Genomic DNA, 25,500 nt, shown 5'->3' on the forward strand with positions numbered 1-25,500 from the left:
CACGGCAACTCCAGCCTTCCCCGGGCGGGGCCACTTCGAACCGCCCAGCCGGGGCCAATTCGAGTTGACATAGCCATACTCGCGCATTCCTTTGAAGCCGGGACCGCGCAGGTAGCCCGACGTGGTGATATAGCAGACGATTCCGGTGTCGCCGTTGGGCTGATCCCTATTGGCGTCGAAGACTTTCCATGTGCCCCAACGCCAGAAGTACACGTACAGGTTCTTCAGATTGAATTCGTGGCGGCCGTTGCCTTCAGCTCGGAAATCGTCGAGCGGCTTGTAGGGATCGGCGCCGCTGCCCCGCTCGACCCAACCACCCATCCCTTCGGCACGTTCGCGGTACGGCGGATTGCCGATTACCACCGTCACCTTCGTCTTTGCTTTGACTCGTGCGGCACGTTTGCGGGAGCGGCTGATTAGCTCCAACCCGGAGCCAAGCTGTGTCTGCTCGGCATAGGGATCGTCGAGGGTGTCTGTGACGAACAGGCCGAGCCCGTTGGGAGGCAGAGTGGCACCGATATCGGCCAGCAGGTCAGTGGCGCGCAGCTCGGCGACAGCGAACGGCCCCATCTGCAGTTCGAAGCCGTAGAGCCGGGTGGCCAGGTCGGTCACCGCGCCCGCGACAGCGCCCTTGCCGTCGCGGGCCTCGACGCGGTCCGCGACGTGCTCGATGACCTGCTGAAGATACCCACCAGTGCCCATCGCAGGATCCGCGATCACCACCGACGGGTCGGCGAACCCCTCGGGTCGGTCCAGTCGTTGAACGAGAACGTCTTCGGACAGGCGCACCATCTGCTCGATGACCTGATGCGGTGTGTAGTAGGAGCCGGAAAGCTTGCGGAGCTCGGGATCGTATTCCCCAAGGAACCGTTCGTAGAGGTGCAGATATGTATCGCGGTTGCCTGCACGGACTTTCGGCCAGTCGACGGCGCCGATCACGCGTACCAGCAAGTCTAGTGTTACCCGGAAGTCAGCGGCGACGTAGTCGGTGAGCAGCTGCAGGGCACGTGACATCAAGGAATGCTGCCCGGCCAGCTTGGTGCCGACCTCGTGCAGACTGCCGGCGGCGACAAGATCAATGTTCTCGGTGCGGGCCAGCAGCAGCGCGAAGGTGACGGCCTGGGCATACCCGTCGGCGAAGACGTCGTCGGTGGCAGTCGGAAACAACAAGGCCCGCCAGTCGCGGGCCAGGCCGTGGAACGGCTGATCGGATTCCTTGGCACCCGCGGCGATCGCGCGAGTCTCTTGGGCGAGCTGGTCAAGGACTTCCCCGCGTAGAAGCCGGCACAGCGGTGCGACCTCGCGAACGAGTGCGACGACGCCGGTGATGTCGACCGGGTCCCACCGCAGAAAGTCAGTCAGCAGGACCTCGAAGTCGTCTCCGCAGGTGAGTTTGGTTCCCGCGGTACGCAGTGTGCCGCCGGCCAGGTGCACAGGGTCTCCGACAGGACCGCCATGGTGGTAGAGCCGCCACTCGGTTCCATTGGTGTAGATCAAGTTGGGTAAGTCGCGTTGGCGTTCCCATTGGCGCTTGTTGTGGCCGGTGAACGATTCGGGGTCCAGGTTCGCCCCCGGCTTCTTGACCTCCAGGTAGCCGGTGATGGCTCCGTCGACGCGGATCGCGTAATCCGGGCGGACGCCGCGGTCTTTGTCGCTGACTTCGTCGTGAGGGACGACTGTCAGCGACAAATTCTGGCCGGCGGCAGCGAGCAGTTCTTCTATGGGGGCTCGGATCGCGGCCTCGGCCTCTCCTGGGCCGGCCAGCTTTTTCTTGCAGACATCACCGAGTGCTGATGTCGCATCGACGATCCATTGCGCAGGCATACGTCCTCACCGGCCATTCTGGGCATCTGAGGACATCAAACACTGTCGTCCGTGCAGGGCCCGGTATTTGTTGTTCCTGGAGCGCCGGTAGACGCCGCCGTACAAGGCATCCTCGCGTCGCGCCGTGCCATCAACGTGGGGAACACCACAGCTAGGCATGGGGGGTTGAATCGGTAGTCGCTGCCTCTTGGGTAACGGGGCCTCAAGGTCGGGCAAATTGACCGAAACGGCGCAGAGAAGCGGGCAGCGACGGCTCTGAACCGGTCTTACCGCCTTCGTTCGCCACGCCCTCAGGATTTTCAGCGCTTCCATGAAGGACCGACGTCAGTCGCTAGTTTGCGGCGCCGGGCCGCTCAGTTGATCGAAGAGTTGTAGAGGGCTGAGAGCAGTACGGTGACTACGCCGGAAGCGATTGTCACTCCGAACCCATAGACCGCTAGCCTGCAGAAGTAGAACTTGCGTTTGGCCACCTTTGCTAGGTCGAGTACTTGTTGCCACGCATCCTCTTCGACGTCGTTCTGCTGTGCATGTCTGACGAGCCGCTCGGCGGTGGCATCAGCCACGGACGGCCAAGCGAATCTATTGAGCCCTTGGTAGGGAATGTCGCTCCGAGGTGCGATTGCTCGTACCACCCAGAACAACGTCCACATGAACGAGAGCACTGTGAGCAGCGCGAACCCGCCGACGAGCAGACCAGCGGGGCACGGCCTGCTCATTGCCTTGAAGACAGCGGGAGCACTGCTGTTGAACATTGTCGCTGCGACACCAAGGCCGGCGGCCAGAATGGTTGCTTTGGTGTCTCCGAAACGCGCCCATCCGGCCATTTGGTCAATGGCCGCAATGCTCCCTGTGCCTTCGGATGTCTGCGGCGTCTGCCCTTCGCTTGCCGGGTCGGCGTCAGACAGCAACGGAATCGACGCCCTCGACCGGCCACTTTCGGGTGATCCGCCACTCGCTGTAGGCAGCCAACCAGTGCGCCGCCCATGCGGTTGCCGTTGCCACTGTGTGCTGGCTGGGATCCCAGTCGTCACGGTCGGCGACACATAGGCTTCCAGTCGTGAATAGGTGCGGCGGCTTCTGCCAGCGGCGTCCCGCGTTCGCCCCGAGCCGTGGCTGCGTCACGTGAACCCGCGGTAGACCTTGATCGCGGCGGGTCATGATGAGCACGGTGAACCGGCCGCGGCCCGTATCGATGACCCCGCCCCAACTTGGCGGAGCCCCGTCGTCTGACGGAAGGTACAGGAACTCCGGGAAGGACTCCTTCATAGCGTCGACATGACGGGTGAGCGCCCCATGGTCTGCCCACCAGTCCACATGCGACTGGGCCAACACGTTGTCGGCCTCCTCCTCGCCACCATGAAACCTGTGCGGGGCTACGGCGGTAACAGGGCCGTAGTCCCTGTGAACCGGTCCGGAGGGCGTGGTTGTGACGTTATCGAAGACAACCCGCCCAGCGACCGTGACAAATCTGGGCACGTGAACGCCGTGATGGCGAAGTAGCGCGGGAATCGACATCATCATCTCCAGTTCATTGGATTGCGATCCGGCTCGAAGGGTGGCCATCGAGCTGCTCCACCGTCCCAGGGATGTGTGGAAGCGTTGTGCGCCAGCGGTAGTCGTAAAAGCGGTAATAACGCACTAGATGATCGCGTTGATACCGCTTCGGGGACTTTTCGTGTTCAATCAGCTGCGAGTCGGGCAACAATCGCTGCACGCCTTCGCCCACAACCACTTCCCACGACTTTGCCTGTTTCTCGCACTTGGCCGCAAAGTTGGCCGCGAACCCAATTACGTTCACTTCACTGTGATCCTGGCTTCCGGATCGAACAAACGTCAGCCGTCCGTAGTCGACTCCAGCGCGGGCTTGAACCCGCCGGATTCCTACCGCCTCGAGCCGCGGGTTCAGACCCTGTTCCACCGCATTCAACGCATGGGCACACGCACCAAGAGCCATCACCGCGTCTGCTTCGGGTTGGCCCGGCCCAAATCCCGCGAAGAGCCCGTCACCCCGGAGGCCAAGTGGGAATCCGCCAAATCCGGAAACAATCTCGACGAAGGCACTCAGCACCGCGTGCGCGAGGTCGACTACTGCATCTTCGTCATCCCAAAAGGAGCGCCCGGTGAAATCGGTGAGATCGATGAACGCGACGGCGAGCGAAGCCAGCTTGCGGCCACCTACCTCAAGCTCTTCGAATTCCGGGTGGCCAAGTGCCTTCGACCGCAGCGACGGGGCCGCAGACGCCTGGATCGACCGGTAACCCGCTTGACGGCGCCAATAGTCGCCCATCACGGCATCACCGAACTGATCGGCCGTCAGTACCGTCATCGGCAGGCTCCAAATCCATAACCAGGTTGACCCACCAGCGCCGGGCCAACGCCTCACAGCGTGACGCCAAGCCTGGTTGCTAGTCCCGAACAAGTATGGCCGAACCCACCGACAACCTATGGGAGGTCGACAACGTGTCGCGGACGCGTTCGCGACACATCTAGCTGCTGGAATCAGCTTCTGCTAACGCCACCAGTCGCTAACCGCGGTGTTGAGGGCGGCCAGCAGATCGACCACCTCGGCGCCGCGGACCTCACCGACGACGATCCGGTCTGGCCGCATCCGCAGCGCTTGGCGCACGAGGTCGCGCACGGTGATCTCGCCGACGCCTTCGACATTCGCGGGCCGTGCGACCAGCTTCACGAGGTGCGGATGATGCGGCGCCAGCTCGGCGGCGTCCTCCACGCAGATGATGCGTTCGTCGGGCGCGACTTCACCCAGCGCGGCCGACAACAGCGTGGTCTTGCCCGCGCCGGTGCCGCCGGAGACGAGGAACGCCAGCCGCGCGGCGATGATCCTGTCGAGCAGTGCGGCGGCCTCGGGAGCGATCGCCCCGGTGCGCGTCAGCGTCGCCAGATCCTGTGTCGCGGGGCGCAGCACGCGCAGCGATAGGCATGTGCCGCCTGTCGCGATCGGAGGCAGCACCGCGTGCAGCCGGACGGTGAAAGGACCGGCCGCTGCGTTGGTCAGCTGGCCGTCGACCCATGGCTGGGCTTCGTCGAGCCGACGGCCCGCACTGAGCGCGAGCCGCTGAGCAAGTCGTCGCACGGCGTCCTCGTCAGCAAACTTCAGCGGCGTGCGTCGCAACCCATTGCCGTCGTCGACCCACACGGCATCGGGTGCCGTCACCAACACATCGGTGGTGCCGTCCGCCGACAGCAGCGGCTCGAGGATCCCGGCGCCGGTGAGCTCCGTTTGCAGCAGCCGCAGGTTGGTCAGCACCTCGGTGTCGCCCAACACCCCGCCGGACTCGGCGCGGATCGCGGCGGCGACCACGCTCGGGCGCAGCGGGGCCGACTCGGCCGCCAGCCGTTCGCGGACCCGATCGATCAACGACTCGCTCATGCGGCCGACTCCGCCGACGGGTGCTGGGCCAGCACCGCCAGTACCTTCCTGGCGGCGGTGGCCAGCGGCGAGCGCGGACGCAGCCGTAACCCGCCCCGCTCAAGGCTTTCCGCCACCGCCGGGTGTGGTCGCATCGCCGCCAGCAGCGGCAGCCCGACGATGCCCGCCACGTCAGCCGACCGCAGCCCGCCCGGCGACGGGCCCCGCACCACAAGGCCGACATTCGGATTGATGGCTTCCAGGTCGGCCGAGAGAGCTTTGGCTGCGGCACACGCCCGCAGGTCGGCCGTGGTGATAAGGACAACGAGATCTGCTGCGTCGGTGGACATTTCGACGGCCCGCGTCATCCGCCGCGGCAGGTCGCACACCACCGTGAGGCCGCCGCGCCTGCCCGCGTCGACCACCGCGGCCAGCGGTACCGGCTCGATGTCACTGACCGACCTGGCGCTCGACAGCACACTGAGTCGGTCACGTCGCGGCAGAGCCTGCCGCAGCGCATCGATGTCGAGCCGACCGTGCTCCAAAGACAAATCAGGCCAACGCAATCCGGGGTCCTTCTCGAGGCCGACGAGAAGGTCGATGCCGCCGCTCCACGGGTCGACGTCGACGAGCAGCGCGTCGCCCGCCGACAGCGCGAGCGCGGCGGAGAACACCGAAGCGCCTGCCCCGCCGCGGCCCGCCATCACAGCGACAGCGGCGCCACGCCTGCCGTCGTCGCGACGCGCTTCCGCCGCCTCCGACAGCGCCGCGACAAGGTTGCTCTCGTCGGCAGGCAGCGTCATCACGCGTTGCGCACCGACGGCGATAGCGGCCTCCCAATCGGCGGACCGCGGTTGTGCGCGGGTCAGCACGATGACGTGGCCCCGCCGCGGTAGCCCACTACTTTCGCAGCGACGAGCCCAAGCGTCGTCGAGGAGCACGGCCGAAGCCCCTGTCCATGCCTGCCGGCTCGGCGATTGGGATGCGTGCACCACGGCGATGCCCGCCGCTGCGGCCACGCGGTCGACCTCGTCGCGCATCACCGCTTCGGCGACCAACGCCAGCGCGCCAGGGGTTGAGTTCACGCCCCCACACTGCGCGAGTCGGCGTCACCGATACCAGTGCGTTGCGGCCATCTGTGGATGCGGCGCTAACTGTGGATATCCCCCGCAATCGCTGGCGGTTTACCGCATTCCGCGGTCCAGCCGTCGGCAATAGCGTCGGGACAGAACGTGACCGACATGCACCACCGAAGGAGTGAACCGATGAAACGCACGGTGTGGCTGTGGTTGTTGGTGATCTTCGTGGGCATCCAGTTCGGGGCCGGCTTATACGAGAACCTCGCGGTCGTACCGCTGTGGGCCGACGCGTCGGCCGGGCAGGTGCTGGCCGCCATGGAGAGCTCGGGGATGAAGCGGGCGGGCCGGGCGTTCTGGCCGTTCGTCTCACCCGTGGTGGCGGTGCTCGCCGTCGTCAACGCCGTAGTGGCGTGGCGGTCCGATGTCGGCTACCGGCGCTGGTGGCTTGCGGCCGGAGTCGCCATGACTGCCTACGCGCTCGCCAGCTACGGGTACTTCGTGCCGCAGATGCTGGCGTTCCAGTCCAGCGGCCAGGGTTGGTCGGAATCTGAGATCGAGGCGTTCGTGACCTGGTGGACCGGGCTGAACTACGTCCGCATGGTCATCGGCGGCGTCGGATGGCTGTGTGCCCTACGGGCACTGTCGCTCTCGGGATCCGAGCGGCGAGTCGAACCACGTGAGCAGGAGGCCGCACACGCTGTGTGAGGCGTCATGCCGCGACCAGAACGTGTTGCAAGACACGCGCCGAAAACGCGATTCCGCAACTTGAGTGAAGTTCCCCATCTATCCGTCGAACGAATTGGGGGCCACATAAAAGGGACGACCCCCGCCAGGGGGGGAGGAGGCGGAGGTCGTCGTGTATCAGCCCCGGGGGGTCGGGCTGATGCACACCCGGCATAAGCCGAGTAAGCCTCACTATACACACGGAAAGCCCAAGAGGCGCAAGTACTGGTTGCCCTGGAAAGCACCGATTTGTCCGGACACTGCGCGACCGGTAGCACCCGTTGTGAGCTGCCGTTTTGACGACTCGACCGGATCGACCCGGAGAACGCCTTCTATGCTGGGTGTCGTGACCGCAACCGACCCGGCGGCGGCAGGGGGTTCAGTACCGCAAACGAAGCCGAAAACCGCCCAGCCCGTTCGCACGGCCGCGTTCTTCGACCTCGACAAGACCGTAATTGCGAAGTCGAGCACGCTCGCTTTCAGCAAACCCTTCTTCGATCAGGGGCTAATCAATCGGCGCGCGGTGCTGAAGTCCACGTACGCCCAATTCTTCTTCCTCATGTCCGGTGCCGACCACGACCAGATGGACCGGATGCGAAACTACGTCACCAACATGTGCGCGGGTTGGGACGTCGAGCAGGTCCGCTCGATCGTCGCCGAGACGCTGCACGACATCGTCGATCCTCTGGTCTTCGCCGAGGCCGCCAACCTGATCGCCGACCACAAGCTGTGCGGGCGCGACGTGGTGATCGTGTCGGCCTCCGGCGAGGAGATCGTCGCTCCGATCGCCAAAGCCCTTGGCGCGACGCACGCTATGGCGACCCGGATGGTCGTGGAGGACGGCAAGTACACCGGTGAGGTCGCCTTCTACTGCTACGGCGAGGGCAAGGTGCAGGCCATCCGCGAGCTGGCCGCCCGTGAGGGCTACGACCTGGCGCACTGCTACGCCTACTCCGATTCGATCACCGACCTTCCGATGCTCGAGGCCGTCGGGCATCCCACCGCGGTCAACCCCGACCGCGCACTGCGCAAGGAGGCCGCCGCGCGCGGCTGGCCGGTGTTGACCTTCACCCGGCCGGTGTCGCTGCGCGACCGCATCCCGGCCCCGTCGGGCGCCGCCGTCGCCACCACCGCGGCGGTCGGGCTGAGCGCGTTGTTCGCCGGCGCGCTGACGTACTCACTGTTGCGCCGTTTCGCTTTCTGAGCCGTCCGACACCGGATCACTTCGTTTCGTGATCCCACCCGACATCCGACCCGACATCCGACTCGATGTAGTAGCTGAGCAAGGGTTCGTAACGACCAGATGTCGTGCGTGATTCACCCTTGCTGTGACTGTGGTCACGTAGTACAAAGGAAGCACGGAAGCTTGGAGAGGCCAAGCTCGAGCCGGAAGAGAAGGCTCGATCTCCCGATCCGGGCTCCCTAGCACGGCTCCCGGGCACCCACGCGGAGCCCATGCCGCGGAATAGGCAAAAGTGTTGCGGGCCTGCGTAATTGCGGAGAGCGGGCGACCACGACGACCCTTTGGGTGGGGTCGCAGTCGTAGCGCATCGCAAGGGCGCCGAGGCCAACCCACGCAACCCAATCAGCACGCTTGGTAACCGGGGTCCGTGCTAGCGGGCGGCGAGCCGATCAGATTCGGACCGTCGCCCGCTTTCAATTTGCTGGTACCTTCCTGCCGACGTGCTACGAGCCGCGTTTGGCGGCCGCCTCCGCAATCGAGAGTCCCTCCTTGGCACCGGCGCGCAACGCTTTGCAACTCAGCATCAGCCACGCCGTCAAACCGTCCGGTGTGCCCGATGCGAATCCGCGCGCGGCCGCTTGATAGTCGCCGGAATGACGCATCCAGAACACCTCTGGGACGCCCAGGCCATGCGGGTCCAGCCCTGCGGCGATGGTCACCAGCCGCGACACCCCACGCGCGACCAGCCCGTCGGCGGTGCCGAACGGCGCCAACGTCAGCAGCTCCCCGTGCGCGACGGCGGCCAGCACCGTGGCGGGGATGTCCGATTTGCCCGTCACGACTTGCACCAACAGCTCCAGGCGCTGCCCGACGTCGCCCTCAATGCGCGGCCGGCCGAGCCGGTCGTCGTCAACAAGGTCCGCGGCGGCCAACGCATGCAGCCGCGCCAACGCCTGCATGGGCGCCTTCTGCCAGACGTTGACCAGGCTCGTCGCACCACCCTCCAACGCCTCCGCGACGCGCAGTGCGCCCGCCAGCAGCGGATCGGGCTCACCGCTTTCCGGCAGCTGCAGCGCGCCGCCCTCCAGCACCGCAGACGCCCGAGCCCCACGCAGCGCCGACTCGGCGGCGGTCGCCGGCCATCCGCGCAGGTTGGCGCGGTGCCGGTGCACCTTGGCGAGCGCCTCGCGGGCCTCCTCGCCCGCCTCGGCGACCCCGGGCAGATCGACCAGCGGCGCAAGCGGATGTGACGTCACGCGCAGACACGCTATCCACTTCGCCCGAGAACAGCACACACGCGGCACCGACGACCCGCCGCACAGGCGATGACCACGCCATTGACGGCAGTGACTACCCTCACAGATATGACCGAAGCGCACACCGAAGGGCCGTCTGTTTATCCACCGTCCGACGAGTTCGCCGCGCAGTCGAACGCGACGCCTGAGCTATATGCCGAGGCCGAAAAGGATCGGCTTGCGTTCTGGGCGAAACAGGCCAACAGGTTGTCCTGGGACACCCCGTTCACCGAGGTGCTGGACTGGTCGGAGGCGCCGGTCGCGAAGTGGTTCATCGGCGGCAAGCTCAACGTGGCGTACAACTGCGTGGACCGCCATGTCGAGGCGGGCAACGGCGATCGGGTCGCGATCCGCTGGGAGGGCGAGCCCAAGGGCGACAGCCGCGACATCACCTACGCCGAATTGTTGGCCGAGGTGTGCAAGGCGGCCAACGCGCTGACCGGCCTAGGCCTCAAGGCCGGTGACCGGGTGGCCATCTACATGCCGATGCTGCCCGAGGCGATCGTGGCGATGCTGGCGTGCGCACGCCTTGGCATCCTGCACTCGGTGGTCTTCGCCGGGTTCTCCTCGGCCGCGCTCGCCGCGCGCATCGAAGACGCCGAAGCGAAGTTGGTGATCACCGCCGACGGTCAGTTCCGGCGCGGCAAAGCGGCGTCGCTGAAGGAGAACGTCGACGAGGCGGTACAAGCGGTCACAGACCGCGTAGAGAATCCCGTGCAGCATGTTCTGGTGGTGCGCCGCACCGGAATCGACACGCCGTGGACCGAGGGCCGCGACCTGTGGTGGCACGACGTCGTCGATACGGCGTCGCCCGAACACACGCCCGAAGCGTTCGACTCCGAGCACCCGCTGTTCCTGCTCTACACATCCGGCACCACCGGCAAGCCGAAGGGCATCATCCACACCACAGGCGGTTACCTGACCCAGGCGTCATACACCCATTACTACGTCTTCGACGTCAAACCGGAGACCGACGTCTTCTGGTGCACAGCCGATATCGGATGGGTGACCGGCCACACCTACATCGTGTACGGCCCGCTGTCCAACGGCGTGACCCAGGTGGTCTATGAGGGCACACCGAACTCACCCAACGAGCACCGGCACTTCGAGATCATCGAAAAGTACGGCGTGACAATCTATTACACCGCGCCGACGCTCATCCGGATGTTCATGAAGTGGGGCCGGGAATTCCCCGACGCACACGACCTGTCCAGCCTGCGACTGCTCGGATCGGTCGGCGAGCCGATCAACCCCGAGGCCTGGCGCTGGTACCGAGATGCCTTCGGCGGCAACAGGACTCCCGTCGTCGACACCTGGTGGCAGACCGAGACCGGCGCCATCATGATCTCACCGCTGCCCGGAATCACGGCCGCCAAGCCGGGTTCGGCCATGCGGCCGTTGCCGGGGATCTCGGCGAAGATCGTCGACGAAGAGGGCAACGAGTTGGTGCCTGGCGCCGACGAGGGCGAGCACGTGACCGGCTACCTGGTGCTCGATCAGCCGTGGCCGGCGATGCTGCGCGGCATCTGGGGCGATCTGGAGCGCTACAAGGAGACGTATTGGTCGCGGTATGCCAAGCAGGGCTGGTACTTCGCCGGCGACGGCGCGCGCGTCGACTCCGACGGCGACATCTGGCTGCTCGGCCGCATCGACGACGTGATGAACGTGTCAGGACACCGCATCTCGACGACGGAGGTCGAGTCCGCACTCGTCGGGCATTCCGGCGTGGCCGAGGCCGCGGTCGTCGGCGCCTCCGACGAAACGACCGGACAGGGCATCTGCGCGTTCGTCATCTTGGAGCAGCACGCCAAGAGCAACAACAACATGGTCGAGGAACTGCGCGAGCAGGTGGCCAAGGAGATCGGAAAGATCGCGCGGCCGCGCGAGATTCACGTCGTGCCCGAGCTGCCGAAGACTCGCAGCGGCAAGATCATGCGGCGGCTGTTGCGTGACGTGGCCGAAGGCCGCGAACTCGGCGACACCTCGACGTTGGTGGACCCGTCGGTGTTCGAGGCGATCCGGGCCAGCAAGTAGCGACCCAGGCCGGCTTACACCGCCGGCGTCGACCCGACCGGAACGAAGCCGCTCCCGGGCCTGTCCTTGGCGACGATGTCGGCCAGCACCGCGTTGATCGACATGGCGACGGCCGGGGTGTGCAGCGGGATGTATTTGATGATGCACGTCGGAAGGTCTTCGGCGAACGCGCCGTGGATCATGCCGACCAGTCTGTTGTTGACGGTGACCGGGGCGCCGGAATCGCCGGGCTGACCGCACACCTGGCTGACGATGGTGCCGGGGTCCTCCCCCGGGCCCCACACCACGCCGCAGGAGTAGCCGGTGGTCCGGCCGAGCTTGCAGGCAATGTCGCCGGTCACCGGATCGGGTCCGATGCCGTCGATCAGGAAGTTGCCGAAGTTGTTGACCGGCGTGACCTTCTGCGGGTCGAACTGGATCACCGCGTAGTCGAGCGCGTCATTGCCGGCAACCATGACGCCCAGCACGCCGTTTTGCTCGGCGCCCTCCGCGGCGACCTGGGCGCCCGGGCCGCCGCAGTGCGCCGACGTGAATCCGACGAGGTTGCCGCGGTTGTCGTTGCCGATCGCGGTCAGCGTGCACAGCGTCTCGCCGTTGACGACGAGCCCTGCACCGCCGCCCAGCGGGACCGGTTCAGCGGCACGGGCCCTCGGCGCCGTCGCCTGCGTCGACCCCAGGAATGCGGCCAGCGCGACGATCGCGGCCGACAAGCGAAGAAGCCAGCGGTGCCTGGTCCTCAATGCCCATCCCCCATCAACGTCCCGACCCGCCTCTCAAACGGCGACGGTCAGTGTATCGCTGCGCCGGGATCGTTTACCTCGTCGCCACGTGGCAACATGATCGAGTGTCTTGAAACGTCGGAACCACTCGGCCGACGACAGCGACAACGGGAGGACCATCCGTGAGCAGTAGCGACCGGAAGAACGGCGTGCCGACCACCGTCACCTCGATACCGCTGGTCGATCCGCATGCCCCCAAGCCCGACCCGTCGATCGGAGAACTGGTCAAGGACGCGACCGCCCAGGTCTCGACGCTGGTACGCGCCGAGGTGGAACTGGCCCGCGCGGAGATCACCCGCGACGTCAAGAAAGGCCTGACCGGCAGCGTCTTCTTCATCTCCGCGCTCGTCGTGCTCTTCTATTCGACGTTCTTTTTCTTTTTCTTCCTCGCCGAACTGCTCGACATGTGGGTATGGCGGTGGGTCGCGTTCCTGATCGTGTTCGGCATCATGGTCGTCGTCACCGCGATCCTGGCGCTGTTCGGTTATCTCAAGGTCCGGCGTATCCGCGGCCCGCGGAAGACCATCGAGTCGGTGCGAGAGATCCCCGATGCGCTGACTCCCGGCCACGACAAGGCCAAGGCGGTGAGCGCGGGCAGCGACGGGAAGGCGGCGACCGGGCCGACCGCGGATCCGTCCGGCTGGTAATGGCCCCACCCGATCCGTCGGTCGTCCGCATCGACGGTCCGTGGCGTCATCTGGAGGTGCACGCCAACGGCATTCGCTTCCATGTCGTGGAAGCCAAGGCCAACCCCGACGACATCGAGGCGCCCCTCATCGAGCGGCCGCTGGTGATCCTGCTGCACGGGTTCGGCTCGTTCTGGTACTCGTGGCGCCATCAACTGCGGGGTCTGCGGAAATACCGCGTCGTGGCCGTGGATCTGCGCGGCTACGGCGGCAGCGACAAACCGCCGCGCGGCTACGACGGGTGGACGCTGGCCGGTGACACGGCGGGTTTGGTGCGCGCGCTCGGGCATCGATCAGCGACCCTGGTCGGGCACGCCGATGGCGGCCTGGTCTGTTGGGCGACGTCGGTGCTGCACCCGCGGATGGTCGGCGCGATCGCGGTCATCAGTTCGCCGCATCCCGCGGCGCTGCGTTCGTCGGCTCTGCGCCGCCGCGACCAGGGGTTGGCGCTGCTGCCGTGGATGCTGCGCTACCAGGTTCCGATGTGGCCCGAGCGGGCCTTGACCCGCCGCGACGGCCAGGCGGTGGAACGGCTGGTGCGCAGCCGCGCCGGCGAGAAGTGGGTTGACTCCGAGGATTTCACGCAGACCGTCGCGCACATGCGCCGCGCCATCCAGATCCCGTCGGCGGCGCACTCGGCACTGGAGTATCAGCGCTGGGCCGTGCGCAGCCAGCTGCGCAGTGAGGGCCGCCGCTTTATGCGTTCGATGAAACGCGAACTGGCCGTGCCGATGCTGCACATCCGCGGAGACCGCGACCCGTATGTGCTCGCCGACCCCGTGCAGCGCACACAGCGCTACGCGCCGCACGGCCGCTATGTAACCGTCGCAGGCGCAGGGCATTTCGTCCACGAAGAGGAACCTGACGCCGTCAACGACGAACTGATGCGCTTCCTCGGCCAGCTGTGACGGAGGTCAGCTGCTGACGCAGGCCCCCGTCACCACGGGTGTGCTGTTGTTGATCTTGCCGAACTGGTGGCCGATCTCCCGCGTCGTCAACACGAAACCGGTCTCGGCGTCGTCGACCGCGGCGCCGAACACCACGCCGAGCACCTGACCCTGCGGGTCGATCATCGGGCCACCCGAATTACCCTGGCGCACAGTGCCTCTGATCGTGTACACCTCGCGGTCGACGGTCTTCGTCTTGTAGATGTCGGGGCCCTTCAGCTCGATCGTCTCGCGCACCCGGGCGGGCGTGGCCTGGAACTGTCCGCCGCCGGGATAGCCGAGCACCAACGCGTCGGTGCCGCTCTTGGCGGGCTCCTGCGCGAACTGCAGCGGCGCCGACGGCAGGTTCGGCACATCGAGAATGGAGATGTCGGCGTCCGGGTCGTAGGACACCACCGTAGCGTCGTAGGTCTGACCGTCGACCTCGACCGTGACCGTCTCGGCTCCCGCGACGACGTGCGCATTCGACATCACCCGGTTGGGTGCGACGACGAATCCGGTTCCCTCCAGCACCTTTTGACATCCCGGCGCCACGCCTCGGATCTTGGCGATGCTCGGGCGCACGGCCGCCACCACCGGATCGTTGACCAGGGCTGCGTCGGGTGCGTCGACGTTGGCGATGGGCGTCCGGCCGAACGGCTGCAGCACATCTGGCAGACCCGACGTGTCCAGCAGAGCCTTCAGCCGGTTCGGCACGGCCTTGAGCCACGGCGGGGCGACCTCGTCGACCTGGCTGAGCACCTTCGAACCACGCACTGCCGCAGCCAGATTCGGCTGGTTCGTCGACGTGAGCGGCGTCGCGAGCAGGTAGGCCACCACCGCGACAGCCATCACCATCACCCCGACGCCGATCACCGAATCAACCAGCCTCAGCCCGCGGTTGCGGATCGCACCGCGCACCGCGCGGCCCAGCACGACACCAGCGATCTCGCCTATCACCACGAGGCCGAGGATGAGAAACAGCGTGATGAACAGTTGGGTGCGGGTGCCGGTGACGTGAGTGACGAGGTGAGGCGCCAGCAGCACACCGGCCACCGCGCCGAGCACGACGCCGACGAAGGACAGCAGCGAGCCCAGTGCGCCTGACCGCCAGCCCGAGATGGCCGCGATGAACGCGACCGAGAGGACGGCCAGGTCGAGCCACTCGGACGATGTCATAGATGTGCCTCCCCGTCGGTGACATCATGACCGACGAGGGCCATTGCTTCGTCCAACTCGCGCACATCTTCGGTGTTCCACGGCTTCGCCCAGCCCGCAACGTCGAGCATCGCGGAGATGACCTGGCCGGTGAAGCCCCACACCAACATCTGGTTGAGCAGGAACGCGGGCCCGGCGAGGCGGCGGGTGTTCTCCTTGCGGTACACCATCAGTCGGTTCTCGGGGTTGATGAATGCCCGCACCGGCACACGCGCCACGAGGGCGGTTTCGGATTCGTCGACGACGCTGACGGGCCCGGGGTCGGGTGAATACGCCAGCACCGGCACCACGTGGAATCCCGACGGGGGGATGAACATCTTCTCCATCGTCGCCAGCGGGCGAAGGCGACCGGTGTCGATGCCGGTCTCCTCCTGCGCTTCGCGCAGCGCGGTGTGGATCGGGCCCCGATCGCCGGGATCGGCGGCGCCGCCGGGAAATGCGGCCTGCCCCGCGTGGTGGCGCAGCGTCGACGCCCGCACCGTCACCAACAGATCGGCGTCGTCAGGCAGGCCGCCCGAGGCCGAGTCCGGCGGGCCGGAGAACAGCACGAGCACCGCGGCGTCGCGTCCGCCACCTGTCACCGCGGCCGTGGCGTTGGCGGCGGTCAGCAGCGCGAGCATCTCAGCGGGCACCCGGCGCCGATAGGCGCGCTTGACCGCGTGGGCGTTGTCGACGAGCGGTTTGAGCCAGCCCGGCGCAGCGTCGGGAGTCAGCTCACTCCGTTCGCTGTCCGAACTCACCGGGGTACTCCTATCTCGGCATCTACGGCGGCTGCGATCTCGTCGGCGCTGGCGAACGAACGCGGCAGGATCTTCGAAACGCTACCGTCCCGACGCAGCACCACGGTCGCTGGCATCACGTTGGGCACCTGCAGTGCGGCGGCGATCAGACGCCTGCCGTCCTGCAGCGTCGGGAGATGAACCCCCAGTTCAGCCAGCCGCAGCAGTGCCGCAGTTTCATTCTCGTCCTGGTGCACCGTGACGACCGTGGCGGCGGGGCCGACACGCCGCTGGTACTCGGCCATAGCGGGCAGTTCCTCGGCGCAGGGGGCACACCAGTACGCCCACAGGTTCAGCACGACCGCGCGGCCGGCCAGCGCCCGTGCCACGTCGACCTCGGAGCCGTCGCCCGCACACTCGACGGTGATGCCGACCAGCTTCGGCGGCCCCTCGCCCTGCCCGTCTGCGGGGCACGGCGCGAGTGCAGCGCGCGCCCGCGGTTCGGCGAGCGCTTCGGCAGTGTCGGCGTCCCGGTGTTCACGGGCCTGCGCCTGCCGCGGCGGGCCGGCCGTCTCGTCAGAGTCCAACTGCCGCCACAGGGCGACGCCGAGGGCGACGACGACGGCCATGACCACCACGGTCCAGCGCGTGGATGTGCGCATCGTGCGGATTAATTAGAGGCCGGCCAGCGCCAGCAGGTGTTCGGTCTCGGGACCTTTGACCAGCTTTGCGGCGACGAGCGGGTCGGTCGGCCCGAGGCCGAACGACGGGCAGTCCTTGGCCAGTATGCACACCCCGCAGGCGGGTTTACGGGCGTGGCAGACGCGGCGGCCGTGGAAGATCACCCGGTGGCTGAGATCGGTCCACTCTTTGCGCTCGATCAGCTCGCCGACGGCGTGCTCGACCTTGACCGGGTCCTCCTCCTGGGTCCACCGCCACCGCCGCACCAGCCTGCCGAAGTGGGTGTCGACGGTAATGCCGGGGATGCCGAAGGCGTTGCCGAGGATGACATTGGCGGTCTTGCGGCCGACGCCGGGCAGCGTGACGAGTTCTTCCATGGTCTTCGGCACCTCGCCGTCGAACCGCTCGACCAGCTCCTGACCCAGCCGGATCAGGGCATTCGCCTTGTTGCGGTAGAACCCCGTCGGCCGGATCAGCTCCTCGAGCTCGGCGCGGTTGGCCTCCGCGTAGTCCTTGGCGGTGCGGTACTTCTTGAACAACGCGGGGGTGGTCAGGTTGACGCGCTTGTCGGTGCTCTGGGCCGACAGGATGGTGGCGACGGTCAACTCCAGCGGATTGGTGAAATCCAACTCGCAGTACACATGCGGAAATGCTTGGGCCAGAAGACGATTCATCCGACGCGCGCGTCTTTTCAGCGCGGTCGGGGTTTCCGAGTCCCATTTGCGCGCAGCGGCGCGCCGGACCGGTTTTGCCGCCACCGGCTTGCCGGCCGAAGACTCACCTACAGTCACGGCTGCCAGCGTACTGAGAGCGCCGACAATGGGTACTGCGGACCGGTGACCATTCGTGATCCCACCGAGACCTTCGGCGTGTTTACTACCTGCTTGTGTCGTGGTTGCTCGTGGCCTTCATTCCCGGGTTGCTGATGCTGGCAACTTTCGGGCTCGAGCGGCTCGAATCGGGCCTCACCCGCGACACCGTATCCGCCTCCGATGTGGCTGAATTCCTCGAACACGCGCACGCCGACGACGTCCTTACGCTGGCGCAAGAAGGTATGCCGAAGGCGCTCAACGGCATGCAACGCCGTTTGCAGCAAGGGGTTTGCGAACTGCAGAGCGCGCCGCCCTACATCATCGAAGACGATTGGCCGAATTTGCCGACGCCGCTATATCTCGACAACCGAGGGAATACTGAATTTCGGCAGTACAGGCACGCCAATCGTGTGTAGCGTGGCTACGCACAAATAGCGAGCCTCTAGACTGATCACGCAAACCGGTTAGAGGTCGGCGTGCGCATGTCATAACCCAACAGCTTAAGAGGGGCAACGTGGACGAGATCCTGGCCAGGGCCGGAATCTTCCAGGGAGTCGAGCCGAGCGCCGTAGCTGCGCTGACAAAGCAACTGCAACCAGTCGACTTCCCGCGCGGACATACGGTGTTCGCAGAGGGAGAGCCGGGCGATCGGCTATTCATCATCATCTCCGGCAAGGTGAAGATCGGACGCCGGTCGCCGGACGGGCGCGAAAACCTGCTCACCATCATGGGGCCGTCGGACATGTTCGGCGAGCTGTCGATATTCGACCCCGGCCCACGGACGTCGAGCGCCACCACCATCACCGAGGTGCGGGCCGTGTCGATGGACCGCGACGCGCTGCGTGCCTGGATCGCCGACCGGCCGGAGATCGCCGAGCAGCTGCTGCGAGTGCTGGCTCGCCGGCTTCGTCGCACCAACAACAACCTGGCCGACCTGATCTTCACCGACGTGCCGGGCCGCGTCGCCAAGCAACTGCTGCAGCTCGCGCAGCGCTTCGGCACGCAGGAGGGCGGCGCGCTGCGGGTGACCCACGACCTGACGCAGGAGGAGATCGCCCAGCTGGTCGGCGCCTCGCGGGAGACCGTCAACAAGGCGCTGGCCGATTTCGCCCATCGCGGCTGGATTCGCCTCGAAGGCAAGAGCGTGCTGATCTCCGACAGCGAGCGGCTGGCCCGCCGCGCACGCTAACTAGCCCGGCCCTGCGCTGAAACCGCGCCGAACCGCTTGCTTGCGCTGCCCTGCGCTGAAACCGCGCCGAACCGCTTGCTTGCGCTGCCCTGCGCTGAAACCGCGCCGAGATCGACGAAATGGCGCGTTCTTCTCGCACGTTTGCGCCCAAACGTTGGTTTGGGCGTTCAGGAGCGGAGATAGTCCAGCTGGGCCTGGACGCTCCATTCGGCGAAGTCCCACAGCTTCTCGTCGACGTCGGTGTAGACGTGCTCGACGATCTGGCGGGCGGTGGCGTCCTCACCCAGCACGCGTAGCGCCTCGCGCACCTGCTCGAGCCGTTCCTCGCGGTGCGCCAGGTACATGGCCGTGACCGCCTCGAGGTCGTCGAGATCGGGGCCGTGCCCCGGCAGTACCGCGCGACGCCCGAGCCCCTGCAGCCGCTTCAGCGACTCCAGATATTCGCCAAGCCGGCCGTCCTCCTTGTCGATGACCGTGGTGCCTCGTCCGAGCACGGTGTCCGCAGTCAGCACCGCATCGTCGAGCACGAACGACAACGAGTCGGCGGTGTGTCCCGGCGTGGCCATCACCGTGATGCGCAGGCCCGCAGCGTCGATGACCTCGCCGTCGGAGAGCGGCCCGCCGAGCCCGCGCAGATAGCCGCTGCCCACGGAGCGCACCACCGCGCCGGTGCGCTCGACGATCTTGTCGATGCCGCCGGTGTGGTCGTCGTGTTTGTGGCTGATCAACACCAGGGAGATCGTGCCGAGTTCGGCGAGCCGCCCGATGTGCTCGTCGTCGTCCGGGCCAGGGTCGACGACCACCATCTCGTCGCTGCCGGGCCCGCGCAGCACCCACGTGTTGGTGCCGTCCAGCGTCAACAGCCCGGGGTTGTTGCACAGCAGTACCGATGCCGACTCGGTCACCGGCCGCAACACGCCGTAGGCCGGATGCTCGGGGCCACTCGCAGCGTCGGTCACCTGTAGCTCACGCCTCGCTCAGGCGACCTCTGCTCGATCGTCGCTCACGCGACCTCAACGATCAGCTCCACCTCGACCGGCGCATTCAACGGCAGCGCCGCCACCCCGACCGCCGACCGGGCGTGTGCGCCCGCCTCGCCGAACACCTCGCCGAGCAGCTCCGAGGCGCCGTTGACGACGCCCGGCTGGCCGTGAAAACCCGGCGCCGACGCGACGAAGCCGACCACCTTCACCACCCGGACCACGCTGTCGAGGCCGACCAGTGAGTCGACGGCGGCCAGCGCGTTCAGCGCACAGACGCGCGCCATCTCCTTGGCCTGCTCGGGAGTCACCCCGCCGCCACCGACCAACCCGGCCACCGGCAGCTCGCCGGCCACCATCGGAACCTGACCCGAGGTGTAGACGAGGTTGCCGGTGCGGACCGCGGGCACGTATGCGGCCACGGGCTTGACCACCGGCGGCAGTTCGATGCCCAGCTCCGAGAGCCGGGCCGACCACTTGCCCCCGCTCATTTCGGCCGCTTCAGGTAGGCGACGTGCTGCTCACCGGTGGGGCCGGGCAGCACGGTGACGAGCTCCCACCCGTCTTCGCCCCACTGGTCGAGGATCTGCTTGGTGGCGTGCGTCAGCAACGGGACCGTGGCGTACTCCCAACGGGTCTGTTCGGTCATGGGCCTCAGCCTATCGGGCCGCGAAAACGGCTTCGTTAGCATGCAGTGGTGGGTACCGAACCGAACGGCCGCGTATCGGTCGGCTGGCCGTCTCGGCTGACCAAGGCGCGACTGCATTTCGTCACCGGCAAAGGCGGTACCGGCAAGTCGACCATCGCCGCATCGCTGGCGCTGGCGCTGGCGGCCGGTGGGCGCAAGGTCTTGTTGGTGGAAGTCGAAGGGCGCCAAGGCATTGCGCAACTCTTCGACGTTCCGCCGCTGCCGTATGAGGAAGTCAAGATCGCGACCGCCGACGGCGGCGGCACGGTCAACGCGCTGGCCATCGACATCGAGGCCGCGTTCCTCGAGTACCTCGACATGTTTTACAACCTCGGGCTGGCCGGCCGCGCGATGCGCCGCATCGGTGCCGTCGAATTCGCGACGACGATCGCGCCCGGCCTGCGCGACGTGCTGCTCACCGGCAAGATCCGCGAGATCGTCACCCGCGCCGAGAAGGGCAAGCAGCCGGTGTATGACGCCGTCGTGGTCGACTCGCCGCCCACCGGGCGCATCGCCCGCTTCCTCGACGTCACCAAGGCGGTGTCCGATCTAGCCAAGGGTGGGCCGGTGCACTCCCAGGCCGAAAGCGTCGTCAAGGTGCTGCACTCGGATCTGACCGCGATCCATCTGGTGACGCTGCTGGAGGCGCTGCCGATGCAGGAGACGCTCGAGGCCATCGAGGAGCTGCGCGAACTGGACCTGCCGATCGGCAGCGTCATCGTCAACCGCAACATCCCCGCCTACCTGACCCCGGATGCGCTTGCCAAGGCCGCCGAGGGTGACATCGACGCCGACCAGGTCCGCAACGATCTGGCCAGAGTGGGAATCACGTTGTCCGACAGCGACTTTGCCGGTCTGCTGACCGAAACCATTCAGCACGCCACCAGGATCAAGGCGCGGGCCGAAAGCGCCGAGCTGCTGGACGAATTCAAAGTCGCCCGACTGGAACTGCCCGCCATCCCCGACGGGGTCGACCTCGGCAGCCTCTACGAACTCGCCGAAGTCCTCAACCAGCAGGGGGTCCGATGAGCGCCACACCTCCGGCCCTCGACATGGCCTCGATCCTCAAGGACCGGTCCAACCGCGTCGTGGTGTGTTGCGGCGCAGGCGGAGTCGGCAAGACGACGACCGCGGCGGCGATGGCGCTGCGGGCCGCCGAATACGGTCGCACCGTCGTGGTGCTGACCATCGACCCGGCCAAGCGGCTGGCGCAGGCGTTGGGGATCAAGGACCTGGGCAACACGCCGCAGCGGGTTCCGTTGGCGCCGGAGGTGCCCGGCGAGCTGCACGCGATGATGCTCGACATGCGCCGGACGTTCGACGAGATGGTCATCCAGTACTCGGGACCCGAACGGGCCCAAGCGATTCTGGACAACCAGTTCTACCAGACCGTCGCGACCTCACTCGCGGGCACGCAGGAGTACATGGCGATGGAGAAGCTCGGCCAACTGCTCGCCGAGGACCGCTGGGACCTGGTCGTCGTCGACACCCCGCCGTCGCGCAATGCCCTCGACTTCCTCGACGCGCCGAAGCGCCTCGGCGGCTTCATGGACAGTCGGCTGTGGAAGCTTCTGCTCGGCCCTGGGCGCGGCATCGGGAAGCTGGTGTCGGGCGCGATGGGGCTGGCCATGCGCGCGCTGTCGACGGTGCTCGGCTCGCAAATGCTGTCCGACGCAGCGGCTTTCGTGCAATCGCTGGACGCGACATTCGGCGGCTTCCGCGAGAAGGCCGACCGCACGTACGAATTGTTGAAACGGCGCGGCACGCAGTTCGTCGTGGTGTCGGCGGCCGAGCCCGACGCCTTGCGCGAGGCGTCCTTCTTCGTCGACCGGCTCTCCGAGGAGCACATGCCGCTGGCCGGGCTGATTCTCAACCGCACCCATCCGACGCTGTGCTCGCTGCACGCCGACAAAGCGGCCGAGGCGGCCGACCAGCTGGCCGCCGAGGACCCCGAGTCGCTGACCGCTGCGGTGCTGCGGATCCACGCCGACCGGGCAAGCACGGCAAAACGCGAGGTGCGGCTGTTGTCGCGGTTCACGGGCGCCAACCCGCACGTCGCGATCGTCGGGGTGCCGTCGCTGCCGTTCGATGTGTCCGACCTCGAAGCGCTGCGCGCGATCGCCGATCAGATCACCGGAGAGGCGGCCGCCGCGTAGCCGAAACGGCCTCTCGGCGAACTCGACGGATTTGCCGAAACTGAATCAGACTGCGCTGCGGTGTTTGCGCTGAGCGGCGAAGAAGTCCGCCCAGGAGACCACCTCGGGGTGCTGCTTGAGCAGGGCGCGGCGCTGGCGCTCGGTCATGCCGCCCCACACGCCGAACTCGACGCGGTTGTCGAGGGCGTCGGCCCCGCATTCCAAGATCACCGGGCAGTGCCGACAGATCACCGCGGCTTTGCGCTGCGCGGCGCCGCGGACGAATAACTCGTCCGGGTCCGTCTGCCGGCACCGGGCTTGAGATACCCACGCGATCCGGGCTTCGGCTTCTGCGCCGTGCACCGAATTGTTGGGTAATGAAGTGGTTCCTGTCCTGCGCGCCACGGGCCGTGTGCTCGACACCAGCGTCTCCCTTTAAGTCCAGCCGCCTTTACTCGACGGGTCAGTCCTTTGGTCGTAGAAGGCTTATGCGATCTATGCCACATTGCGCAGGTCTTTGTTACCTGAATCGCACTGTAGGTACAAGCTAGGTGGTCACAGGCTATTTACGCAACTGTTTGTTTGCCCCTTTTTTGGGACAACCGTGCCGACTCGCCCGGCTCAGCAATCCCCGGTGTCCCCGTAAGTGCCTCTATGCTGGCAATCTAGCTTCCGTGGAGAGCTCGCGGCGGCATGCTAGTTAGTCTGTAAGGCATGCCCGAACGCCCGCCGAATCGTCCGCCGACGACGGTCACTATCGTGAAATTGGCGTGGTGCGTCCTGTTGGCCAGTGTGGTGGCGGCGGGTCTGATGTTTCCGGTTGTGGGCGGGGTCGGACTGATGTCCAACCGGGCTTCCGACGTCGTTGCCAACGGCTCGGCTCAGCTCGTCGAGGGCGAGGTGCCCGGCGTGACGACGATGGTCGACGCGAAGGGCAACGTCATCGCATGGCTGTATTCGCAGCGCCGGTTCGAGGTGCCGAGCGATCAGATCGCCAACACGATGAAGCTGGCGATCGTTTCGATCGAGGACAAACGGTTTGCCGAGCACAATGGCGTCGACTGGCAGGGCACGCTGACGGGCCTGTCGGGTTATCTGTCCGGCAACCTCGACACCCGCGGCGGCTCCACCATCGAGCAGCAGTACGTGAAGAACTACCAACTGCTGGTGGTTGCGCAGACCGACGCGGAGAAGCGCGCCGCCGTCGAAACCACGCCGGCCCGCAAGCTGCGTGAGATCCGCATGGCGCTGACCCTGGACAAGACGTTCACCAAGCCGGAGATCCTGACCCGCTACCTGAACCTGGTGTCGTTCGGCAACGGCGCGTTCGGCGTGCAGGACGCCGCGCAGACCTATTTCGGCGTCAACGCCTCCGAGCTGAACTGGCAGCAGGCCGCGCTGCTGGCGGGGCTGGTGCAGTCGACCAGCACGCTGAACCCCTACACGAACCCCGAGGGCGCGTTGGCCCGTCGGAACCTGGTGCTCGACACGATGATCGAGAACATTCCGCAGGAGGCCGAGGCGCTGCGCGCGGCCAAGCAAGAGCCGCTGGGCATCCTGCCGCAGCCGAAGGAGCTGCCCCGCGGCTGCATTGCGGCGGGCGACCGCGCGTTCTTCTGCGACTACGTGTTGGACTACCTGGCCCGTGCGGGCATAAGCAAGGAGCAGGTGGCCCGCGGCGGCTACCTGATTCGCACCACGCTCGACCCGGATGTGCAGCAGACGGTGAAGTCCGCCGTCGACAGCATCGCCAGCCCCGACCTTCCCGGCGTCGCCAGCGTGATGAGCGTGATCAAGCCCGGCAAGGAAACCCATCCGGTGCTCGCGATGGTCAGCAACCGCACCTACGGCCTGAACACCGAGGCGGGCGAAACCATGCAGCCGCAGCCGTTCTCGCTCGTCGGTGACGGCGCCGGGTCGACGTTCAAGATCTTCACCGTCGCCGCCGCGATGGAGATGGGGATGGGCATCAGCGCGCAGCTGGACGTGCCCGCACAGTTCCAGGCGAAGGGGCTGGGCAGCAGCGACACACCCGGATGCCCGAAAGAGACCTGGTGTGTGAAGAACGCGGGCGGCTACCGCGGCCAGATGAACATCACCGACGCGCTGGCCACGTCGCCCAACACCGCCTTCGCCAAGCTGATCTCGCAGGTCGGCGTGCAGCGCACGGTCGACATGGCGGTCAAGCTGGGCCTGCGGTCATACGCGCTGCCTGGCACCGCGCGCGACTACGACCCGGGCAGCAACGAGTCCCTGGCCGACTTCATCAAGCGGCAGAACCTGGGCTCGTTCACGCTGGGCCCGTTCGAGCTGAACCCGCTCGAGTTCGCCAATGTGGCGGCCACGTTGGCCTCCGGTGGCGTGTGGTGCCCGCCGAATCCGGTCGACAAGGTCTTCGACCGGCACGGCAACGAGGTGTCGGTGACCACCGAAACATGCGAGCAGGTCGTGCCAGAAGGGCTGGCCAACACCCTGGCCAACGCGTTGAGCAAGGACGACCAGGGCGCGGGCACCGCCGCCGCGTCGGCCGGGTCGGTGGGCTGGGACCTGCCGATGTCGGGCAAGACCGGCACCACCGAGGCGCACCGCTCGTCGGCGTTCCTCGGCTTCACGAACACCTTGGCAGGCGCCAACTACATCTACGACGACTCCACCTCGCCCGGCGAGCTGTGCTCGTATCCGCTGCGCCAGTGCGGATCCGGAAACCTGTTCGGCGGCAATGAGCCTGCCCGTACGTGGTTCAGCGCGATGAAACCGATCGCCAACAACTACGGCGAGGTCAAGCTGCCGCCGACCGATCCCCGCTACGTCGACGGTGCGCCCGGCTCACGGGTGCCCAGCGTCTCGGGCCTGACCGAGGAGCTGGCGCGCCAGCGGCTACGGGAGGCCGGCTTCCAGGTGGCCGACCAGGCCAGCTCGGTCAACAGCACGTCGAAGGCGGGCACGGTGGTCGGGACGTCGCCGACGGGCCAGACGGTGCCCGGCTCGATCGTCACGATCCAGGTCAGCAACGGCATCCCGCCTGCACCGCCGCCTCCGCCGGAGGGCATCCCGGGCCTGCCGCCGATAGCCGGTTCGACGGTCGTGGAGATCCCCGGGCTACCGCCGATCACGGTGCCGGTGCTCGGCCCGCCGCCGCCTCCGGGTGGGCCGCCGCCCCCGTGACCGGTGTGGGCTCG

Annotated in this window: 25 protein-coding genes and 1 pseudogene; 10 read left to right on the forward strand and 16 right to left on the reverse strand. The window is 66.8% G+C overall.

Annotation, left to right across the window (positions count from 1 at the left end; all coding sequences use genetic code 11):
• From CQY20_RS25240 to ssd, 6 genes and pseudogenes are all read right to left on the reverse strand, one after another.
• A partial coding sequence (locus CQY20_RS25240) for a type I restriction enzyme HsdR N-terminal domain-containing protein (protein WP_165789296.1) occupies positions 1–1,824 on the reverse strand: 1,824 nt, incomplete at its 3' end.
• A 353-nt stretch (positions 1,825–2,177) separates the two neighbouring features.
• On the reverse strand, positions 2,178–2,732 hold the full coding sequence (locus CQY20_RS25245; protein WP_133119129.1) for a Pycsar system effector family protein: 555 nt from the start codon (positions 2,730–2,732) through the stop codon (positions 2,178–2,180).
• Positions 2,722–3,156: a type II CBASS E2 protein gene (locus CQY20_RS25250; RefSeq protein WP_234816404.1), complete on the reverse strand. Its 435-nt coding sequence runs from the start codon at positions 3,154–3,156 to the stop codon at positions 2,722–2,724. The genes CQY20_RS25245 and CQY20_RS25250 overlap by 11 nt, the downstream gene beginning before the upstream one ends.
• Positions 3,157–3,352: 196 nt before the next feature.
• Positions 3,353–4,150 (reverse strand): adenylate/guanylate cyclase domain-containing protein, encoded by a 798-nt coding sequence (locus tag CQY20_RS25255; protein WP_165789297.1) that lies wholly within the window; start codon positions 4,148–4,150, stop codon positions 3,353–3,355.
• 207 nt (positions 4,151–4,357) lie between these two features.
• A pseudogene (locus CQY20_RS25260) lies at positions 4,358–5,215 on the reverse strand (TadA family conjugal transfer-associated ATPase); the annotation flags it as partial.
• Complete coding sequence (gene ssd / locus CQY20_RS25265) at positions 5,212–6,279, reverse strand: septum site-determining protein Ssd (protein WP_474630427.1); 1,068 nt, start codon at positions 6,277–6,279, stop codon at positions 5,212–5,214. The pseudogene CQY20_RS25260 and the gene ssd, both read right to left, overlap by 4 nt.
• 180 nt (positions 6,280–6,459) lie before the next feature.
• On the opposite strand from ssd, the gene CQY20_RS25270 reads away from it, so the two are divergent.
• Both CQY20_RS25270 and CQY20_RS25275 read left to right on the forward strand, forming a co-directional pair.
• Positions 6,460–6,978: a DUF1772 domain-containing protein gene (locus CQY20_RS25270; protein ID WP_097942814.1), complete on the forward strand. Its 519-nt coding sequence runs from the start codon at positions 6,460–6,462 to the stop codon at positions 6,976–6,978.
• A gap of 352 nt (positions 6,979–7,330) precedes the next feature.
• Entirely contained in the window at positions 7,331–8,200 is an 870-nt protein-coding gene (locus CQY20_RS25275; RefSeq protein WP_097942815.1) for an HAD-IB family hydrolase, read from the forward strand.
• Between the two features lie 482 nt (positions 8,201–8,682).
• Here CQY20_RS25275 and CQY20_RS25285 read toward each other — a convergent pair whose 3' ends face one another.
• Positions 8,683–9,435 (reverse strand): Fic family protein, encoded by a 753-nt coding sequence (locus CQY20_RS25285; protein ID WP_234816405.1) that lies wholly within the window; start codon positions 9,433–9,435, stop codon positions 8,683–8,685.
• Between the two features lie 108 nt (positions 9,436–9,543).
• Between CQY20_RS25285 and acs the strand changes: the two genes are divergently transcribed.
• Positions 9,544–11,508, forward strand: coding sequence for an acetate--CoA ligase (gene acs / locus CQY20_RS25290; protein ID WP_097942816.1), 1,965 nt, complete (start codon positions 9,544–9,546; stop codon positions 11,506–11,508).
• A gap of 14 nt (positions 11,509–11,522) precedes the next feature.
• On the opposite strand, the gene CQY20_RS25295 is transcribed toward acs, so the two are convergent.
• Complete coding sequence (locus tag CQY20_RS25295) at positions 11,523–12,248, reverse strand: S1 family peptidase (RefSeq protein ID WP_097942817.1); 726 nt, start codon at positions 12,246–12,248, stop codon at positions 11,523–11,525.
• 161 nt (positions 12,249–12,409) lie between these two features.
• Between CQY20_RS25295 and CQY20_RS25300 the strand changes: the two genes are divergently transcribed.
• Both CQY20_RS25300 and CQY20_RS25305 read left to right on the forward strand, forming a co-directional pair.
• Positions 12,410–12,934 carry a phage holin family protein gene (locus tag CQY20_RS25300; protein ID WP_097942818.1) on the forward strand — a complete coding sequence of 175 codons (525 nt, stop codon included), beginning with the start codon at positions 12,410–12,412 and terminating at the stop codon, positions 12,932–12,934.
• Positions 12,934–13,881 carry an alpha/beta fold hydrolase gene (locus CQY20_RS25305; RefSeq protein ID WP_097942819.1) on the forward strand — a complete coding sequence of 316 codons (948 nt, stop codon included), beginning with the start codon at positions 12,934–12,936 and terminating at the stop codon, positions 13,879–13,881. The genes CQY20_RS25300 and CQY20_RS25305 overlap by 1 nt, the downstream gene beginning before the upstream one ends.
• A 6-nt stretch (positions 13,882–13,887) precedes the next feature.
• Here the strand turns inward: CQY20_RS25305 and marP are convergent, their stop codons facing one another.
• The 4 genes from marP to nth are packed head-to-tail and all read right to left on the reverse strand — an operon-like array spanning position 13,888 to position 17,308.
• Positions 13,888–15,078 carry an acid resistance serine protease MarP gene (marP, locus tag CQY20_RS25310; RefSeq protein ID WP_097942820.1) on the reverse strand — a complete coding sequence of 397 codons (1,191 nt, stop codon included), beginning with the start codon at positions 15,076–15,078 and terminating at the stop codon, positions 13,888–13,890.
• Positions 15,075–15,857, reverse strand: coding sequence for an NUDIX hydrolase (locus CQY20_RS25315; RefSeq protein ID WP_097942821.1), 783 nt, complete (start codon positions 15,855–15,857; stop codon positions 15,075–15,077). The genes marP and CQY20_RS25315 overlap by 4 nt, the downstream gene beginning before the upstream one ends.
• Positions 15,854–16,498, reverse strand: coding sequence for a TlpA family protein disulfide reductase (locus CQY20_RS25320; RefSeq protein WP_097942822.1), 645 nt, complete (start codon positions 16,496–16,498; stop codon positions 15,854–15,856). The genes CQY20_RS25315 and CQY20_RS25320 overlap by 4 nt, the downstream gene beginning before the upstream one ends.
• Before the next feature lie 12 nt (positions 16,499–16,510).
• A complete protein-coding gene (gene nth / locus CQY20_RS25325; protein WP_097942823.1) occupies positions 16,511–17,308 on the reverse strand; it encodes an endonuclease III in 798 nt (265 codons plus the stop codon).
• Positions 17,309–17,442: 134 nt separating this feature from the next.
• Between nth and CQY20_RS25330 the strand changes: the two genes are divergently transcribed.
• The gene (locus CQY20_RS25330; RefSeq protein WP_234816407.1) at positions 17,443–17,745 is read left to right on the forward strand and encodes a hypothetical protein; all 303 of its coding nucleotides are present in this window, start codon (positions 17,443–17,445) and stop codon (positions 17,743–17,745) included.
• 98 nt (positions 17,746–17,843) lie between these two features.
• Positions 17,844–18,518, forward strand: coding sequence for a cAMP-activated global transcriptional regulator CRP (gene crp / locus CQY20_RS25335; RefSeq protein ID WP_097942825.1), 675 nt, complete (start codon positions 17,844–17,846; stop codon positions 18,516–18,518).
• A 167-nt stretch (positions 18,519–18,685) separates the two neighbouring features.
• Here the strand turns inward: crp and CQY20_RS25340 are convergent, their stop codons facing one another.
• From CQY20_RS25340 to CQY20_RS25350, 3 genes are read right to left on the reverse strand one after another with little or no spacing between them, the layout of a single operon-like run.
• A complete protein-coding gene (locus CQY20_RS25340) occupies positions 18,686–19,477 on the reverse strand; it encodes an MBL fold metallo-hydrolase (protein WP_097942826.1) in 792 nt (263 codons plus the stop codon).
• 44 nt (positions 19,478–19,521) lie between these two features.
• Positions 19,522–19,989 (reverse strand): RidA family protein, encoded by a 468-nt coding sequence (locus CQY20_RS25345; protein ID WP_097942827.1) that lies wholly within the window; start codon positions 19,987–19,989, stop codon positions 19,522–19,524.
• A complete protein-coding gene (locus tag CQY20_RS25350; RefSeq protein ID WP_097942828.1) occupies positions 19,986–20,147 on the reverse strand; it encodes a Sp36 family protein in 162 nt (53 codons plus the stop codon). Before CQY20_RS25350 ends, CQY20_RS25345 begins: the two co-directional genes overlap by 4 nt.
• Positions 20,148–20,195: 48 nt before the next feature.
• Here CQY20_RS25350 and bagA point away from each other — a divergent pair, with 48 nt between their 5' ends.
• Both bagA and bagB read left to right on the forward strand, forming a co-directional pair.
• Complete coding sequence (gene bagA, locus CQY20_RS25355) at positions 20,196–21,215, forward strand: ATPase BagA (RefSeq protein ID WP_097942829.1); 1,020 nt, start codon at positions 20,196–20,198, stop codon at positions 21,213–21,215.
• Positions 21,212–22,342 (forward strand): ATPase BagB, encoded by a 1,131-nt coding sequence (gene bagB / locus CQY20_RS25360; protein WP_097942830.1) that lies wholly within the window; start codon positions 21,212–21,214, stop codon positions 22,340–22,342. The genes bagA and bagB overlap by 4 nt, the downstream gene beginning before the upstream one ends.
• Before the next feature lie 45 nt (positions 22,343–22,387).
• Here bagB and CQY20_RS25365 read toward each other — a convergent pair whose 3' ends face one another.
• Positions 22,388–22,744: a WhiB family transcriptional regulator gene (locus CQY20_RS25365; RefSeq protein WP_097942831.1), complete on the reverse strand. Its 357-nt coding sequence runs from the start codon at positions 22,742–22,744 to the stop codon at positions 22,388–22,390.
• A 291-nt stretch (positions 22,745–23,035) separates the two neighbouring features.
• Here CQY20_RS25365 and ponA2 point away from each other — a divergent pair, with 291 nt between their 5' ends.
• Entirely contained in the window at positions 23,036–25,486 is a 2,451-nt protein-coding gene (gene ponA2, locus CQY20_RS25370) for a transglycosylase/D,D-transpeptidase PonA2 (protein WP_097942832.1), read from the forward strand.
• Positions 25,487–25,500: the final 14 nt, after the last annotated feature.

Source organism: Mycolicibacterium agri (assembly GCF_002553505.1).
In the GTDB taxonomy this organism is placed as follows: domain Bacteria; phylum Actinomycetota; class Actinomycetes; order Mycobacteriales; family Mycobacteriaceae; genus Mycobacterium; species Mycobacterium agri.